The 17,088-nt window shown below is 35.9% G+C and carries 16 protein-coding genes and 1 other annotated feature; of the genes, 13 read left to right on the top strand and 3 right to left on the bottom strand.

Annotation, left to right across the window (positions count from 1 at the left end; translation table 11 throughout):
- Positions 1-12: 12 nt before the first annotated feature.
- The 10 genes from KHA93_RS10455 to KHA93_RS10410 all read left to right on the top strand — a co-directional run bounded on the left by KHA93_RS10455 (position 13) and on the right by KHA93_RS10410 (position 10,995).
- On the top strand, positions 13-948 hold the full coding sequence (locus KHA93_RS10455) for an ABC transporter permease (RefSeq protein ID WP_432806347.1): 936 nt from the start codon (positions 13-15) through the stop codon (positions 946-948).
- Between the two features lie 11 nt (positions 949-959).
- On the top strand, positions 960-1,841 hold the full coding sequence (locus tag KHA93_RS10450; protein WP_213110691.1) for a carbohydrate ABC transporter permease: 882 nt from the start codon (positions 960-962) through the stop codon (positions 1,839-1,841).
- 53 nt (positions 1,842-1,894) lie between these two features.
- Positions 1,895-3,520: a response regulator transcription factor gene (locus tag KHA93_RS10445; RefSeq protein WP_213110690.1), complete on the top strand. Its 1,626-nt coding sequence runs from the start codon at positions 1,895-1,897 to the stop codon at positions 3,518-3,520.
- A 21-nt stretch (positions 3,521-3,541) separates the two neighbouring features.
- The gene (locus tag KHA93_RS10440) at positions 3,542-4,327 is read left to right on the top strand and encodes a sugar phosphate isomerase/epimerase family protein (RefSeq protein ID WP_213110689.1); all 786 of its coding nucleotides are present in this window, start codon (positions 3,542-3,544) and stop codon (positions 4,325-4,327) included.
- Positions 4,328-4,458: 131 nt separating this feature from the next.
- A complete protein-coding gene (locus KHA93_RS10435) occupies positions 4,459-5,646 on the top strand; it encodes an MDR family MFS transporter (RefSeq protein ID WP_213112871.1) in 1,188 nt (395 codons plus the stop codon).
- A 75-nt stretch (positions 5,647-5,721) separates the two neighbouring features.
- Positions 5,722-5,986: a binding site (T-box leader), on the top strand.
- A 59-nt stretch (positions 5,987-6,045) separates the two neighbouring features.
- Positions 6,046-8,460, top strand: a complete 2,415-nt coding sequence (gene leuS, locus KHA93_RS10430) for a leucine--tRNA ligase (protein WP_213110688.1) — start codon at positions 6,046-6,048, stop codon at positions 8,458-8,460.
- A 38-nt stretch (positions 8,461-8,498) separates the two neighbouring features.
- Positions 8,499-8,813: a rhodanese-like domain-containing protein gene (locus KHA93_RS10425; protein ID WP_213110687.1), complete on the top strand. Its 315-nt coding sequence runs from the start codon at positions 8,499-8,501 to the stop codon at positions 8,811-8,813.
- Between the two features lie 228 nt (positions 8,814-9,041).
- On the top strand, positions 9,042-9,851 hold the full coding sequence (locus KHA93_RS10420) for an ABC transporter permease subunit (RefSeq protein ID WP_213110686.1): 810 nt from the start codon (positions 9,042-9,044) through the stop codon (positions 9,849-9,851).
- Positions 9,851-10,744 carry an ABC transporter permease gene (locus KHA93_RS10415; RefSeq protein ID WP_213110685.1) on the top strand — a complete coding sequence of 298 codons (894 nt, stop codon included), beginning with the start codon at positions 9,851-9,853 and terminating at the stop codon, positions 10,742-10,744. Before KHA93_RS10420 ends, KHA93_RS10415 begins: the two co-directional genes overlap by 1 nt.
- A 68-nt stretch (positions 10,745-10,812) precedes the next feature.
- Entirely contained in the window at positions 10,813-10,995 is a 183-nt protein-coding gene (locus tag KHA93_RS10410; RefSeq protein ID WP_213110684.1) for a sporulation protein Cse60, read from the top strand.
- Between the two features lie 82 nt (positions 10,996-11,077).
- On the opposite strand, the gene KHA93_RS10405 is transcribed toward KHA93_RS10410, so the two are convergent.
- Positions 11,078-12,340 carry a BaiN/RdsA family NAD(P)/FAD-dependent oxidoreductase gene (locus tag KHA93_RS10405; RefSeq protein WP_213112870.1) on the bottom strand — a complete coding sequence of 421 codons (1,263 nt, stop codon included), beginning with the start codon at positions 12,338-12,340 and terminating at the stop codon, positions 11,078-11,080.
- Between the two features lie 323 nt (positions 12,341-12,663).
- Here KHA93_RS10405 and KHA93_RS10400 point away from each other — a divergent pair, with 323 nt between their 5' ends.
- Positions 12,664-14,286 (top strand): putative polysaccharide biosynthesis protein, encoded by a 1,623-nt coding sequence (locus KHA93_RS10400; protein ID WP_213110683.1) that lies wholly within the window; start codon positions 12,664-12,666, stop codon positions 14,284-14,286.
- 214 nt (positions 14,287-14,500) lie between these two features.
- Here the strand turns inward: KHA93_RS10400 and KHA93_RS10395 are convergent, their stop codons facing one another.
- The gene (locus KHA93_RS10395) at positions 14,501-14,929 is read right to left on the bottom strand and encodes a hypothetical protein (protein ID WP_233711118.1); all 429 of its coding nucleotides are present in this window, start codon (positions 14,927-14,929) and stop codon (positions 14,501-14,503) included.
- A 120-nt stretch (positions 14,930-15,049) separates the two neighbouring features.
- Here KHA93_RS10395 and KHA93_RS10390 point away from each other — a divergent pair, with 120 nt between their 5' ends.
- Complete coding sequence (locus KHA93_RS10390; protein ID WP_213110682.1) at positions 15,050-15,778, top strand: pseudouridine synthase; 729 nt, start codon at positions 15,050-15,052, stop codon at positions 15,776-15,778.
- Between the two features lie 113 nt (positions 15,779-15,891).
- A complete protein-coding gene (locus tag KHA93_RS10385) occupies positions 15,892-16,389 on the top strand; it encodes a GNAT family N-acetyltransferase (protein ID WP_213110681.1) in 498 nt (165 codons plus the stop codon).
- A 232-nt stretch (positions 16,390-16,621) separates the two neighbouring features.
- On the opposite strand, the gene KHA93_RS10380 is transcribed toward KHA93_RS10385, so the two are convergent.
- Positions 16,622-16,843 (bottom strand): DeoR family transcriptional regulator, encoded by a 222-nt coding sequence (locus KHA93_RS10380; RefSeq protein WP_213110680.1) that lies wholly within the window; start codon positions 16,841-16,843, stop codon positions 16,622-16,624.
- Positions 16,844-17,088 lie beyond the last annotated feature (245 nt).

Genomic DNA, 17,088 nt, shown 5'->3' with positions numbered 1-17,088 from the left:
CGGACTGAAACGATAAGAAAACAAATCATTACTACTAAAACCCAAAAACAGAAATGGAATTTAAAGAAAAATTGGCCATTACATATTTTACTTCTACCTGGTGTTATAATCGCATTGATTTTTCAATATGGACCGATGGTTGGTCTTGTCATGGCGTTTCAAAATTATAAACCATGGTTAGGTTTTTTTAATTCTCCGTGGGTGGGATTGGAACATTTTCGTACAATGCTTGAATATCCAGATGCCAAGCAAGTAATATGGAATACACTCGTAATTTCCGTACTAAAGATTATTTTTCAATTGTTAGTTCCAATCACTTTTGCCCTTTTATTAAATGAAGTTTATAAAATGACTTTCAAACGGACGGTCCAAACAATTGTATACCTGCCTCACTTTCTGTCATGGGTTATTTTGGGTGGTATTTTGATAGATATGTTGTCACCAGAAGGTGGATTAATCAACAATATATTAGTTTCAGTACTACATATTGATCCTATCTTTTTCTTAGGAGACAATTCTTGGTTTCGATTTGTAGTGATTGTAAGTGATATTTGGAAAGAATTTGGCTTTAATACAATCGTATTTTTAGCGGCTATTGCATCTATAAATCCCAATATGTATGAAGCGGCATTGATGGACGGAGCTAATAGATGGAAACAAACAATTTACATTACAATTCCTTCCATGCTTCCGATTATTATCGTTGTAGGAACATTATCTTTGGGTGGTATTTTGAATGCTGGTTTCGATCAAATCTTTAATTTATATAATCCGTTAGTTTATCAAACCGGCGATATAATCGATACATACGTATATCGAGTAGGTCTTCAAAATGGTGACTTCAGTTACGCCACTGCTGTCGGATTATTTAGATCAGGCATTAGTCTTATTTTAGTGGTTTGTGGATATTGGCTAGCCTACAAGATAGCTAAGTATAGGATTTTTTGAGGGGGATATTAATGATATACAAGAGTAAATCATATCAGATTTTTAGCGTGTTCAACTATGTGTTTCTTACCATCATTACGTTTTTATGTATCCTGCCTCTTATACATGTTTTTGCTGTGTCTTTAAGTGGAAGTGCAGCGGCAACAGCCAATATCGTAGGTTTATTTCCAGTTGACTTTACGTTAGATGCCTATAAAAAGACAATAGGTAATGAAAACTTTATTAGAGCATTGGGGATAGGGATTTATAGGGTTTTCCTAGGAACGATTGTATCGATGACTTTAATGACATTTGCTGCTTACTCTTTATCAAAGGAAGATCATGATTTTAAAGGTAGAAAATATTACGTATGGTTTTTTGTTTTTACAATGTTATTTAGTGGAGGCTTGGTTCCATCTTATATAATAGTAACTAAAGTGGGACTGATAAACTCAATTTGGGCATTGATTTTACCTGTGGCAGTTAATGCGTTTAATTTAATATTATTATTAAATTTTTTCCGTACTGCGGTCCCTAAATCATTAGAAGAGGCAGCGTATATGGATGGTGCAGGACATTTTAGAATATTATTCAGTATTTATCTACCTGTTGCAATTCCTGCACTTGCAACCGTTTCACTCTTTACTATGGTGTTTCATTGGAACTCCTGGTTTGACGGTATGATTTATATGACGGATTCTAGAAAATATCCTTTATCCACTTTTTTACAAACAATTATTGTCCAACAAGATTATTCAAAAATGAGTGTTGATGCAGAAACGTTAAGGAATTTATCTCAGCGTACTGTCAAATCCGCACAAATATTTATCGGAGCTCTGCCAATGCTTATTGTTTATCCATTTCTACAAAGATATTTTGTGAAAGGGATTGTACTTGGCTCCGAAAAGGAATAATATTTTTTCATAACTCACTCAAGTAATACTTATATCAATTGAGGTGATGTTTAATGTATCAACTACTGATAGTTGATGATGAACATTCTATTGTTGATAGTCTATCATTAACCATTCCCTGGGATAAGGTCGGAGTAATAAATATATTTAAAGCATACTCCGCTTATGAGGCACTTGATATTTTGAGTGAAAACTCTATTGATATTGTCATTACAGATATTAAAATGCCCGGTATGTCAGGTATTGAATTGATTGAAAAAGTAAGATATCGCTGGAAACATATCAAATGCGTTCTACTCTCTGGATTTGATGATTTTGCATACGCTCAACAGGCTATTAAATTTGGCACATCGGACTACCTGCTTAAACCAGTTAAAGACGAAGAATTGATTGCTACAGTAAAAGAAATAATAAGAAGTCTTAATGAGGAACGGGATAGTATATCCTCAAACAAAAGTGTTATGTCCATAATAAAAAATAATTTACCTTTGTTGAAAAGGAATCTACTTGCAGAATTATTATTCGGCATTAATATTTCTCGGAATCTCTTAATGGAAAAATTGGATTTACTAGAGATACCTACTAAGTATGAAAATCTATTTTACATTCTACATATACACATAGAAGAAATATTTCACAATTGTACACTGAAAAGCAACGCGTTGATCCAATTCTCAATTGAAAATATTGCTGAACAAATACTTATTGATAATTTTCAATTTTGGGGATGTATAGATAACTATGATGATATAGTTTTTGTAATAAAACATGACAAGAACGAATCAGTAAATAGTAGAAAATTATTAAACGAGTGTAAAATTGCAATAACAGAAAGTGTGCAAAAATACTTAGGATGCAGGGTATCGGTTTTTCTAAGTAATCAAGGAATATTTCCTTATAATATAACCGATTTATATCAGGAAGTAGTTTCCAAAAAAATAGGAAATTCAACTAGAAAAACTGAAGTGAATGTAGAAACAGAAGAAACTAAAGTGCAGTCCAAAAAGGTATATTCCTTACAAGCTCTCTATCAATCTCCAAGCTTAAATCAATTGTTGGATAGTGGTCTATTTGATCGTGTTGAAGAGAAGCTTAACTCTATTTTTATTGAGTTGAATCAAGAACGTTATTTGTCTAAAGAATATTTATATGAGGTTTTTTATTCAATAACGAGTGCTTATATTTATATTGCTCATAAATGTGGAAGACACTTATCTTATATCATTGAAGACGATATTCAAAAAATAACAAATTCTAAAAATTTCACATCAGAGGAAATAAAGAAGTGGGCATTCGTTACTTTAGAAAAAATAAAAGATATACTTGAAAATGAGCAAAAGGGAGTTCACTTCCCTATAATGCAACAAGTTCATGCTTTTATAGAAGAAAACCTAGATAAAGACGTTTCATTACAAAAAATCGCGGACCATGTTTTCTTACATCCAGTTTATCTTTCAAAAATATATAAGATAGAAACTGGTGAAGGTCTAAGTGATTTTATTTATAAATCTCGGATGAAACAGGCTTCCAAATACCTCATAAATAGTAACAGAAAAATTAATGAAATTGGAATATCAGTAGGATATCAAAATACATCTTATTTTATTAAAGTTTTTAAAGACTTTTATGGAATGACACCTCATGAATATAGAAATGCAAGGTATAAAAATTTTTCTTAACAGTTAAAGGTGGGATAGTTAATGAAATTAGGGTTAATAGGGTCTCCAGTAGAAGAAAGTTTTATAAATGCTAAGGATAAGGGATTATCATTCTTAGAATTTTGTATCAATATAAATGATGACATAGATGGATTTCTTGAAAATACGTCTCTTATTTCTAATTGGAGTAAAACTTACGATATAGGAATTCAATCCATTGGTCGGTGGGGGACAGATAAGATAGATGCTAATGGTCAAGTTATTGAAGAAGAGTTGCAAAGGTCTCTTCAATTAATTGATGCTGCTAGTCTTTTAGGCTGCGATAACTTCGTTTGCGGTTGTAACTATGTAAAGGAACTTTCTTATTATGAAAATTGTCGTGCTGCGATAAAATTTTTAACAGAACTTATTAAATATGGAAATGAAAAAGGAGTAAAAATTTCTACATATAATTGCAGGTGGAACAATTTTATTTGCGATGACATGGCTTGGACTATTATTCATGGCTTTTTGACTGATTTAGGAATAAAATACGATCCATCCCATTCACGCTATGCAGGTTGTGATTACTTAAAAGAAATGCGGGATTGGGGAAGTCGCTTCTATCATGTTCACATTAAAGGTTCTATCATCGTAAATGGTGAGAGATTTGACGATCCTCCTGCAGGACTAGATCAAACCGATTGGCAATCGTTTATGGCTATTCTATATGCAAAACGCTATAATGCCGGGCTTAGCATTGAACCTCACTCTCATAATTGGGAAGGAGAACTAGGAGAAAAAGGACTTGATTTTACAGTTAATTTTATGAAAAAACTTTTAATATAGAGTACTAGTTTTAAGTAGGGTGTATTGGTGAATGCAAATCAGAAGGCATCTCTCCTTGCTATGGATAGACTCAATAAGAGTTAAGGATGCCTTTTTCTCATGCATTTGCAATTGGGAAAGGAATTGAATATATGCCTAGAGCAGTGTGGATATTAATAATAGGGCAGTTCGTATTGATGACAGGTTCTTCTTTTTTATGGCCACTAAATTCAATTTACATGAGCGAACATTTAGGAAAAACTTTATCGGTAGCTGGATTAGTCTTAATGCTAAATTCAGGCACGAATGTAGTGGGTAGCTTATTGGGTGGAGTCCTGTTTGATAAATTAGGCGGATATCGTTCTATTCTAATTGGATCAGTCATTTCAATTGCTGCCATATTTGGATTAGTGCTTTCGCCTACTTGGCCAAACTATGCAATTTGTTTAGGTATTTCGGGATTTGGTAGTGGAATCGTTTTTCCATCCATTTATGCGTTAGTAGGCTCCGCATGGAAAGAAGGAGGAAGAAAGCCATTTAATGCCATATACGTAGCGCACAATGCAGGTGTCGCCTTAGGCTCTGCTCTAGGAGGTCTCGTTGCATCATATTCCTTCGACTATGTATTTCTTGCAAACATGACGATGTATGTTGTCTTTTTCTTAATTGTTCTATTTGGCCATAAAAATATTATCGTGTCTGGGCAACTTAAAAAGAATGATGAAATGCATCAGAAAAAAAGGATGGAAATTAAAAAACTTTATATGCTGAGCATGTTATGTTCGATGTTTTTTCTCTGTTGGGCCGCTTATGTTCAGTGGTATACGACACTGGCAGCCTACACCCAAGAAATCAACATATCATTAAAGCAATACAGCATACTCTGGACGATAAATGGAATATTGGTAGTAGCTGGTCAGCCACTTTTACAATGGATCCTCCGTAAATACAATGACCGTTTAAAAGGACAGTTGTTGGTAGGCATTGGTATATTTGTGGTTGCCTTTAGTATGGCGGGTATATCAAATGGATTTAAGGGATTTGTGATAGCAATGATTATTTTGACCGCAGGTGAAATGTTAGTATGGCCTGTTGTGCCTACAATTGCTAATCATCTTGCACCTACCGGCCGTGAAGGATTTTATCAAGGAATTGTTAATAGTACAGCTACTGCCGGAAGAATGATTGGCCCTGTCCTTGGAGGTGTGTTAGCAGATTTGAGTGGAATGCATTCGCTTTTTTATTTTATGATCGCTCTTTTATTCGTAGCATTCCTTCTTACTCTTTTTTATGATCGTCCACTTAAATCGATTGGAAAAAGAAATAGAGCAACTACCTAAATTGTATGATCTTTTGATTTTTTGTTGAAAGTATGTATAATATTGATTACAATTGGTAATATCATGAATAACATAAATAAAGCGTTAACGAAGGATTAGTAATGATTAAAAGCCCGTTTAGAGAGTTGGCGGAAGGTGCAAGCCAATCGGGAGCAATCACGAACTCACCTTTCGAGTTGCGTGTGTAAACGGATTTTCTGGAAGCGGTTTGACCTCATGGCGAATGGCTTAAAAAATCCAAGTAATACATGCCGTTTTCCGCGTTAAGGATGAATGAAGTGAGTGTAAATGTACACTAATGTGGGTGGTACCGCGGGAGAATCAACCTCTCGTCCCAAGAAAAGCTATTTTCTGGGATGAGGGGTTTTTTGTTTTTTTATAGATTAAGGAGGCAATAACATGAGTTTCAACCACAAAGAAATAGAACAAAAATGGCAAAAATATTGGGAAGAACATAAAACATTTAAAACTGACGCACATGGGGAAGGAGAAAAATTTTACGCACTTGATATGTTCCCATACCCGTCTGGTGCTGGATTGCATGTCGGACACCCAGAAGGATATACAGCGACAGATATTATTTCAAGGATGAAAAGAATGCAAGGGTATAATGTTCTTCATCCGATGGGCTGGGATGCTTTCGGACTTCCAGCTGAGCAATATGCGCTTGATACCGGAAATAACCCTGCTGATTTTACACAGCATAATATTGATACATTTAAAAGACAAATTAAGGAACTTGGTTTTTCTTATGATTGGGATCGTGAAATCAACACGACTGATCCGAATTATTATAAATGGACACAATGGATTTTTACAAAGCTTTTTGAAAAAGGTCTTGCACATGTTGATGAAGTACCTGTGAACTGGTGCCCAGCTTTAGGAACCGTCCTTGCAAATGAAGAAGTTATCGATGGAAAAAGTGAGCGTGGGGGACATCCTGTAGAACGTCGTCCAATGAAGCAATGGATTTTAAAGATTACAAAATATGCGGATCGTCTACTTGAGGATCTAGAAGAGCTGGATTGGCCAGAAAGCATTAAAGATATGCAGAGAAACTGGATTGGCCGTTCAGAAGGTGCGGAAGTCATTTTTGGTATTGACGGTTTTGATGAAACGTTTACTGTATTTACGACTCGTCCAGATACATTATTCGGTGCTACTTATGCTGTGCTTGCACCTGAGCATCCATTCGTGGATAAAATTATGACGGTTGAGCAGAAGGATGCCGTTCAAGCGTATATCGATCAAATCAAATCAAAGAGTGATCTTGAAAGAACGGATCTTGCAAAAGATAAAACAGGTGTTTTTACAGGCGCCTATGCTGTAAATCCCGTGAATGGCAAAAAAATTCCGATTTGGATTGCTGATTATGTATTGATGTCATATGGAACGGGTGCCATCATGGCTGTTCCTGGGCATGATGATCGTGATTATGAGTTTGCTAAAAAATTCGGATTAGAAATCATCGAAGTTGTTGCTGGTGGAAATGTCGAAGAAGAAGCTTATACTGGCGATGGGGCACACGTGAATTCTGAATTCCTTGATGGGATGAACAAGGAAGAAGCAATTACTGCAATGATTGAATGGCTTGAAAAGGAAGGAAAGGGTACGAAGAAGGTCACTTATCGCCTAAGAGATTGGCTATTCAGCCGTCAACGATATTGGGGTGAACCGATTCCGGTTATCCATTGGGAAGATGGAACAATGACGACTGTTCCTGAAGAGCAGCTCCCTGTCATTCTACCTGTGACGGATCAAATTAAGCCATCAGGTACAGGTGAATCCCCATTAGCGAATATTGAAGACTGGCTTTATGTAGAAGACCCTGCTACAGGGAAAAAAGGTCGACGAGAAACGAATACAATGCCACAATGGGCAGGTAGCTGCTGGTATTATCTTCGCTTTATCGATCCTAAAAATGACGAGGCACTTGCAGATGAGGAACTATTAAAAAAATGGCTTCCGATTGATATTTATATTGGTGGTGCAGAGCACGCGGTTCTTCACTTGCTTTATGCACGATTCTGGCATAAAGTCTTATACGACATCGGTGTCGTACCAACGAAAGAGCCGTTTCAAAAGCTATTTAACCAAGGAATGATTCTTGGTGAGGGCAATGAAAAAATGAGTAAATCAAAAGGGAATGTTGTAAACCCGGATGATATTGTAGCAAGCCATGGTGCCGATACATTGCGTTTATATGAAATGTTCATGGGGCCTCTAGATGCTTCCATTGCTTGGTCTACTACCGGTCTTGATGGTTCTCGTCGTTTCCTTGATCGCGTTTGGAGACTTTTTGTAGATGAAAATGGAAATCTGACTGACAAAATTAAGGATGGCGCTGGATCAGTTCTTGAAAAAGTGTATCACCAAACTGTTAAGAAAGTAACGAATGATTATGAGGCTTTACATTTTAACACAGCCATCTCCCAGTTAATGGTATTTATCAATGAAGGATATAAAGCGGAAGTTCTTCCAAAAGATTATATTGAGGGCTTTGTAAAAATGCTTTCTCCAATCGCACCTCATATTTCAGAAGAATTATGGGAAAAGCTAGGTTATACAAACACACTTGCATATGAAGCATGGCCTGTCTATGATGAGGCAAAGCTTGTTGATGATGAAGTGGAAATTGTTGTTCAATTGAATGGCAAGGTTCGTTCTAAATTAATGATTTCACGTAATGTTACACGTGAAGAACTTGAAGAAGTTGCATTGAACGATGAAAAAATCAAAGAAATGATTGAAGGAAAAACAGTTAGAAAAGTGATTGCCGTTCCAGGTAAATTAGTAAATATCGTTGCCAATTAATTATAATCTTTGATAAAGCAGTAGAAAGGTGACAGGAAATGGAACATATTAAAACAATTACTCCTGAAGAGGTACAGAAGCAACTCGAGGAAGGGAAAACATTAAACCTCATTGATGTGAGAGAAGATGATGAAGTTGCAGAAGGAATGATTCCAACTGCAGTTCATATCAAAATGGGTGATATCCCAGAAAACCTTGCTAAACTAGATCCAAATAAGGAATATATTTTTATTTGCAGGTCTAGCGGTAGGAGCGGTAGAGTGTGCGATTATCTTTTTGACCAAGGTTATAAGGTATGTAATATGGTAGGCGGAATGTTGGAATGGGAAGGACCGCTTGAACAAAAAAATTAATGTTTTACAAAAAGGCTATCTAGAAATACGTAATGTATTTCTAGATAGCCTTTAATTATTAATAAATTACAATTATAATGAAAAATATATTAATTAAGGGGGGACTTTAGAATTACTACTTTTTTAGAAGCTTTAAAATCATTAACACTATACATAGTAGTCATTTTATTACTTATTTTAATTGCATTATTTCCACGCGAACCTGTTTACGAATATGATGGAAAGGCAATGAAGCCGATTCTTAAATATGAATTTCATTGGGATCAATATAAAGGGAATTTGCAGAATTTTTATCATTTACTAAAAGATGAACACTCATTAGGTATGACGAGATTTGAACTTACGGCAGAAGAAGAGATTAAGCGATATTTTCCGAAAAGTTTAAAGATCATTGTAATCGCTTTTAGCTTCAGTATTGTGTTTGGAATCTTAAAAGGTATTTTTGACTATAGAGTCAAGGACAGTAAGCTCAAAATATTTGGTAATGGAAGTACTTGGTTCATTCAGTCCATTCCTGATTTTTTCGTTATTCTTTGTGTCCACTGGCTGACTATTTTCATGGTTCCATCGTTGCGAATATTTAATAATTCGGTTTGGTATAATTTTTTGGCAATTGGATTTCTTGTTTCTCTATATCCAATGATGTATATCGCACGCATCACATTTGCTGCGATTGCTGCTGAAGAAGGGGAGTTATATATTCAAGTTGCAAAGTCTAAAGGGTTTAGCAAAAAGAAAGTTTTGTATAAACATATAATGCGTAATAGCATGCAAACTATTTTAACGCATATAACACCTCTAATGCTCTTTATCATATCAAGTCTTCTTATTACAGAATATTTAGTAGGTTATCAAGGAATTGCTTATCGAGTATATACTGCAATCGGAGTGGCTCAAACCATTGGAGGAGGCTGGCCAATTTATGAGCCTGGAATTATTATAGGAACAGGTCTTTGCTTTATTGTGCTTGTCATGCTCTCTCAACTTGTTGGTTTTATTATTAGAAAAAGTATAAAGCTAGAATGGGAGAGAGATTGATGATAAAAAACAAATATTTATTAACTGGATCTATTTTGCTCGCGTTTTTGTTATTTGTTATGTATGTCGGTCCTAAATTACCCATTGTAGATACTAAGTTAGAAGGTGAGCGACTTTATTTTCCCGAAAACGGAAAGTTTCAAAAAGCTCCTTATGCACCTTCTGAACGCCAGTGGTTTGGTTCAGATCGCGATGGAAGAGATATATTTAGCTTAATAGTAATGGGAACAAAAGAAACAATATTACTTATTTTTGGAATTACGATTCTTCGATATCTCATCGCAATCCCCCTCGGATTATCAGGATATAAAAACAAAGGGATCATGTCCAAATTGATTTATGGATGGCACAAACTTTTATCCAGTCTTCCAACTATTTTTGTTGCAATCATTATATTAAATATGCCTTTTCTCGTTTATGCAGAGCATCGAATGTATTGGGCTATTTTGGCGCTGGCACTTCTAGAAGTCGGAAGGGTAAGCTATATCATTCAACAGCAAGCGCATTTAATATCCAAAAAACCTTATATGGACGCTGGGATTACGATTGGTATGAAACCAGTAAATATACTAAAAAACTATTATTTACCTAATCTAGCACCGGATATTGCAACGAATTTTTGTCTTGATATTGGTAGGGTTGCATTATTAATGGGACAGTTGGCGATATTTGGAATTTTCATGAAAGTGGATTTTGTGCAAGTTGGTTATGGGGTAAGTGAAATTGTGAATACAAGTCTTGAATGGGGAACGATGATGAAAGAAGCAAGGAAGGACGTTGTTACAGCATTTTGGATTCCTTTCTATCCAGCACTTGCACTAGCCTATATCATTTTTACTTTCAATATTTTAGGAGAAGGACTAAGAAGATTTTTTAATCGACACTTAGAGTAAATTCTGAATTGTATAAAAAATATCCATTTCGGGTATAATAATTAAAAAATCCCGAAAAGGTGAGAGCGATGGTTCAAGTTAAATTATTCGATTGTGAACATGAACGAGATCTTGAAGACGAAATGAACGAATTTCTTGGAGACTTAGAGGAAAGAGACATTATTGACATTAAATATAACGTGGCTGCGATTGGAGAAGCTGGATCTGAGCAAGTGTATTGTTTTAGCGCTATGGTATTGTATGTAAAATGAAATGCGGAAGCGTGCTCGTTAACGGCTGGTCCCACGATATATTAAGAAGCTGTCTCATTGAATACGAGACAGCTTTCTTCTTTTATATGCTTGATTGTGCAGCGTTGATACCGGCTAACCGTCCGGTAACTAGAGCCGAAGTGATGTTGTAGCCTCCAGTGTATCCATAAATATCAAGTACTTCTCCACTAAAATAAAGCCCAGGCATTAGTTTGGAAGCCATTGTTTTCGGTTCGATTTCTTTGACAGATACTCCGCCCCCCGTGACGAATGCTTTTTCAAGAGACAATGTTCCGTTAACTTTAAAACGGAATTGTTTGCATATTTCTGCGAATGAACGTAACCTTTCACCGGATATTGAAGCACATAATTCCCCAGGTTCAATTCCACTTCGTTCTAATAAAAATAATAAGTAACGTTCAGGTAAAATCCCTTTAAATGCATTCTTCACAGCTTTTTTGGACTCTTCCTTCATTATTTTTAAAAGATCCCTATGTAAATCCTCTAGCTTTTGTTCAGGTAGTGCGTCCAGCGACATCGTAACCTCATCGAGTTTCCATTTTTTTTGCGCTTTAACAACGAATTGGCTGCATCTAAGAACAGCCGGTCCAGAAATGCCAAAGTGAGTGAAAATCATATCCATTTGATGGGTAATGAGCGGCTTTCCTTTCGGGTTTAGAACAGTTAAAGCGACATCACGCAACGATAATCCTTGCAATGTTTTTTCTTTAATAAAATCTTCTGATGAAGTAATAGGAACTTCCGTTGGAAATAGTTCTGATATTGTATGACCAGCAGCAATTGCCCAAGGAAAGCCATCTCCTGTTGAGCCCGTTTGAGGCACAGACTTTCCACCAGTTGCGACGACGACGGATGTACATGAAATTTTTTCGCCAGTCGCTAATACAACTCCTTGAACACGATGATCCGAAAATAATATTTCTTGAACAGAACTATTTACCTTAATTTTTACACCAAGATGGTCTAGTTGGTTTAATAGAGCGTCTACAACAGATTGGGCCCGGTTAGAAACAGGGAACATCCTGCCATGATCTTCTTCTTTTAATTCTATACCTAGATTTTCAAAAAAACGGATAATATCCTCATTATTGAAAACGGAAAATGCCCCGTATAGAAAGCGCCCATTTCCTGGGATATGACGAATAATTTCGTCGATTGGAAGTCGGTTCGTAACATTGCACCGCCCACCACCTGAAATCGCCAGCTTGCGTCCTAATTTGTTACCTTTATCAATAAGCAGAACCTTAGCATTATTTTCAGCTGCACCTATAGCAGCCATCAACCCCGAAGGTCCTCCACCAATTACTATGACATCATACATAATTCAATCAACACCTTGTTATTTGCTGTTTCAATTTTAAAATTAGATTCGATGAAAAGCAAACAGTTCATATACCGTTCATTGTCAAATGACATAGATAGCTGTACACTAACAATAGAGTTTTACTGAATACAATCGATAGAAAAGGGTGCTTAACCGGTAGTAAACCCTTCATATTCGGTAGAAAGCTGTCTGTAACCGTAGTAAACCGTGACACAATCAGTAATAAAATTTTGATGTTCGGTAGTAAAAAGGACCTATTCGGTAGTAAAATAAACTTATTATGATTTTTACATAAAAATAAATTACGGAGAGTTAGAGAATGTATGTCTTCTAAATTAATTCGCGGAACTTTTATTTTAACGCTAGGTACGATTTTATCGAAAGTATTGGGATTAATATACGTTATCCCTTTCTATGCCATAATCGGCGGGGAAGGCCCATATGCTTTATATAATTTAGGGTATGTACCTTATACCATTTTTATCAGTATTGCAACAGCAGGGGTGCCTCTAGCTGTTTCTAAATATATCGCTAAGTATAATGCAATGGAAGAATATGCAGTTGGTCGTAAATTATTTAAATCGGGTCTTATCGTTATGACTGCAACAGGAGTAATATCATTCCTGATTATGTATGCAACAGCTACACCATTGGCGGAAATCGTTTTGCGGGGAGCGGAAACTAAATATACTGTTTCTGATGTCACACAAGTCATCAAGGCTGTCAGCTTTGCTTTATTGGTTATACCGTTAATGAGTTTGATTCGAGGCTTTTTCCAAGGGCATCAATCGATGGGGCCTTCAGCAGTGTCAACGGTTCTCGAACAAATTGCTCGAATAATTTTTTTGTTAGCAGGAAGTTTTGTCGTGATATTTATCTTAAAAGGGAGTATCGTGACTGCTATCAGTGTAGCCACTTTTGCAGCATTTATTGGAGGAATCGCCAGTTTAATCGTTCTTTTAGTGTATTGGAAAAAACGAAAACCTGGCCTTGATGAACTTTTAAAGCATGATAAAGGAACATTACATATTTCTTTAAAAGATATGTATAAAGAAATTATCGTTTATGCGTTTCCGTTTGTTTTAGTAGGAATTGCTAACCCCCTATATCAATTTATCGATCAGGCTACTTTCATGAGTGCAATGGAGCAAGCTGGTAAAGCTGCAGGAAGTTTTGATGCACTTGGTACTTTAAATGGAACATCACATAAGTTGGTCATTATTCCAGTTTCATTAGCGACTGCTTTTGCGTTGACGCTTGTTCCGCTTATAACAGAGGCGTTCGTAAATAATGAGCGAAAAATCATGTTTCGTCAACTCGATCAAACGATACAAGTGTTGATGTTTATTACATTGCCTGCCGCTTTAGGAATGTCTCTACTTGCAGATCCGATCTATTCGGCCTTTTTCAGGTACAATCCTTTTGGTGGAGAGATCCTTCAAGCATATGCACCTGTAGCGATTCTTTTTGCGTTATATTCTGTAACGGCAGCCATTCTACAGGGGATTAACGAACAACGTTGGACAATATTAAGCTTGTTAACAGGTATACTACTAAAATTAACGTTAAACGTCCCTCTGATTAAAACATTTGGGACTGAGGGTGCCATATATGCAACATCGTTAGGGTACACAGTTTCTATCATCATTAATCTATTTGTCATTAGAAGCTTTGCTAGTTATCCATTTAAGTTGATTTTTAGGAGATCGCTTCTAATAGTTATATTTAACATTTTAATGATAGTGCCCGTTTATTTTGCATATAAAGGATTGTTACTTTTCTTAACTCCGGAATCAAGGTTTCAATCAATACTGATTGTCATTATCTGTGCGTCAATCGGTGGCGTGATTTATGCATATTTGGGACTAAAATCTGGACTTGCCGATCGATTATTTGGGGAAAAATTAAATAAGATAAAACGTAAATTGAGAATTACTAGCATTTAAATAGCTTAGTCACCTTTGAATGTTGATTTTGACTCGATTGTACTTAACCCCTAGGTGCATATGTGAAGGTTCTCTAATTATTTGTTTTCATTTAAGAGTGTAACCGATTCTCAAATCAATATAATGATAAAATCAACAATGAGCTGTAACAGAGCATAAAAAAGAACTGACCGTATAAATACATTCCAATACAGTCAGTTCTTCCTTTTAATCATTAATAATCTTGGTATTCGTAGCCTGGACGCCCCCCTGGAAACGTCATTTGTCCCGGAAATCCCATTCCTGGGGAAGTCATTTGCCCCGGGAATCCAGTTTGCCCCGGGAATCCAGTTTGTCCCGGGAACCCAGTCTGTCCTGGGAATCCAGTCTGTCCTGGAAAACCAGACTGTCCCGGAAAACCAGACTGTCCCGGAAATCCTGTCTGCCCTGGAAGACTTGTCATTCCACCGCCCATTCCACCACCCATGCCTTCTAGTCTTTGTAATCGTGAACTTAAACGCTCATGTTCGCGCTCTAAACGTTGCATACGTCTTTCGATTTGGCTTATTCTTTGGGTTACTCCCGTGCTCCCAGTAGTGCCAGGGAATTGTTGTGGAAGCATTTCTCCATGAAACTGGGGTTGCATTTGTTGTCGGAATTTCATGTTTGTAATCACTCCATTCATTAATCACCCGCATCATTAGCCTATGATTCTGTCAGGATAATGTTTGGGCCACAGCCTAGAAAACCTGTTTATAATTAATAATAAAAAGGAGGAGCTTTTTTGCGAATCGATAAGTTACTTTCAAATATAGGATATGGAAGCAGAAAAGAAGTAAAAAAGATTTTAAAAAATGGAAATGTTACGGTAAACGGAACCATTGTAAAAGATGCGAAATGTCATGTTGATCCGGTGGCGGATTCTGTTTTTCTTTTTGGAGAACAGGTCCATTATCGCGAGTTTATTTATCTTATGATGAACAAGCCTGCTGGTGTCATTTCCGCAACCGAAGATGAAAAAGATAAAACAGTGATTGATTTATTGAACGATGAAGAAGCTGTTTTTAACCCATTTCCAGTAGGCAGACTCGACAAAGATACGGAAGGCTTGTTGCTATTGACGAATGATGGTAAGCTTTCCCATCAGCTGTTATCCCCGAAAAAAAATGTTCCTAAAACATACTTTGCCGTTATCAATAGCAGTGTTACTGAGGATGATATTAATGCATTTGCAAGAGGCGTTACCCTTGATGATGGATATGAAACAAAACCGGGTAAATTAAAGATTTTAAAGTCAGATACGTATTCAGACATTGAACTTACGATTACTGAAGGGAAATTCCATCAAGTCAAAAGGATGTTTGAAGCAGTTGGTAAAAAAGTAGTGTACTTAAAACGGATTTCGATGGGGCCAATTGAACTGGATGAAACATTAGAGAATGGGCATTATAGGGAGCTTACGGAGGAAGAAGTGCAGCAGTTAAAACTATTTTCCCCTAACGATGATGAGTAATTTGGAAAAGGTAGCGAAAGTGTAGCTTTGTAACCAAGTTCGGTAAAGAATACAATTTTTGATAAAACTTTTAATGCAAATAGGAGTAAATATTAAGAAAAGAGGAATAGAAAGTGCTTGAAGTAAGAAAAGCAATTATTAGTGACGCATCACAGGTAGTTGCTGTAATAAAAAATGCAGAAGAATCAGGATTTATGTTATTCTCTCCAGGAGAAAGAAAAGTAAGTGCTGAAGCATTTGCCAAATATATTGATTCAATTAATAGACACGATAAATCGGGTATATTTGTAGCGTGTGAAAACGAGCAAATTTTAGGTTATATGATTGTTCAAAATGAGAAACCACAGCGAATTGCACATAGAGCATATGTTGTGATTGGTGTACATAGTAAAAGTCGCGGAAAAGGTGTAGGAAAAGCACTTTTTACCTATGTTATTGAATGGGCAAAACAAATTAGTTTACATCGCCTAGATTTAACAGTAATTGCAACAAATGAAGTTGCAATCAATCTATATAAAAAAATGGGTTTTGAAATTGAAGGGATAAAAAGAGATTCTTTATTCATTGATGGAGAATTTGTAGATGAATATTATATGTCGATTTTAATATAATCAAAGAGGTGAATTCTTTTATTATTCGACTTTCAAATAATCAAACTTATTTTATTAATGAGGTTTGTCCCATATAAAGCTTAACTTGGATAAATAAAAATTAAGTGTTTCAATCAAAACAAATAAAAAAGCCATCTATCATGTGACTCCTTCAAAAAGGAAATCGCACTAATAGATGGCTTTTTTGGTTAATCGTATCAATAAACAACTCTACAACGGTTATTATTATGTTCTATGATGTAATTTTTACTTTTTTCTTTGTTGTTGTCCATTTTCCCCGATGTGGGCTGCTGATCAGGTCATTGTATTCTAACACATTCAAATCCCTTTGAATGGTGCGAGGAGTGCTCCCAAATTCTTCCGCAAGCTCTCGTGTCGTTACGGTGCCATTTTCCTTAATGTATAAATAAATGGCTTTGATTCGGGTTAGCATTCTGTTAGTCGAAGGTTTCAAAAAACCACTCCCTCATCTTAAATTCCTTGGCAGATGGAACGGTCGGCTTAATGTCCCGGACTGAACGGGCAATTATTTTTTTCCGTATAGACAACTCCTTAAATATTTTTGACTTTTATAAAAAAGTCAATGAAGATTTGTCATAAAGTAACTAATCAGACAGTTCTATTTTAACGCATTTGTTCGAAAATTTAAAGGGTTTTTGCAAAATTGTATTTTGTTAATGAAAATTTAAGGGTTTCGAA

It is taken from the genome of Lederbergia citrisecunda (assembly GCF_018343695.1).
In the GTDB taxonomy this organism is placed as follows: Bacteria; Bacillota; Bacilli; order Bacillales; family Bacillaceae_C; genus Lederbergia; species Lederbergia citrisecunda.
The sequence above is the reverse complement of the archived record's forward strand: the minus strand, read 5'-3'. Positions and strand labels throughout refer to the sequence as shown.

What these genes read in the sequence shown, in the direction of transcription:
- KHA93_RS10395 (WP_233711118.1), bottom strand. Translation starts at nt 14,929, where the DNA reads ATGAAATTCCGACAACAAATGCAACCCCAGTTTCATGGAGAAATGCTT.
- KHA93_RS10415 (WP_213110685.1), top strand. Translation starts at nt 9,851, where the DNA reads ATGATAAAAAACAAATATTTATTAACTGGATCTATTTTGCTCGCGTTT.
- KHA93_RS10440 (WP_213110689.1), top strand. Translation starts at nt 3,542, where the DNA reads ATGAAATTAGGGTTAATAGGGTCTCCAGTAGAAGAAAGTTTTATAAAT.
- KHA93_RS10450 (WP_213110691.1), top strand. Translation starts at nt 960, where the DNA reads ATGATATACAAGAGTAAATCATATCAGATTTTTAGCGTGTTCAACTAT.
- KHA93_RS10410 (WP_213110684.1), top strand. Translation starts at nt 10,813, where the DNA reads ATGGTTCAAGTTAAATTATTCGATTGTGAACATGAACGAGATCTTGAA.
- KHA93_RS10445 (WP_213110690.1), top strand. Translation starts at nt 1,895, where the DNA reads ATGTATCAACTACTGATAGTTGATGATGAACATTCTATTGTTGATAGT.
- KHA93_RS10420 (WP_213110686.1), top strand. Translation starts at nt 9,042, where the DNA reads ATGAAGCCGATTCTTAAATATGAATTTCATTGGGATCAATATAAAGGG.
- leuS (WP_213110688.1), top strand. Translation starts at nt 6,046, where the DNA reads ATGAGTTTCAACCACAAAGAAATAGAACAAAAATGGCAAAAATATTGG.
- KHA93_RS10425 (WP_213110687.1), top strand. Translation starts at nt 8,499, where the DNA reads ATGGAACATATTAAAACAATTACTCCTGAAGAGGTACAGAAGCAACTC.
- KHA93_RS10400 (WP_213110683.1), top strand. Translation starts at nt 12,664, where the DNA reads ATGTCTTCTAAATTAATTCGCGGAACTTTTATTTTAACGCTAGGTACG.
- KHA93_RS10435 (WP_213112871.1), top strand. Translation starts at nt 4,459, where the DNA reads ATGCCTAGAGCAGTGTGGATATTAATAATAGGGCAGTTCGTATTGATG.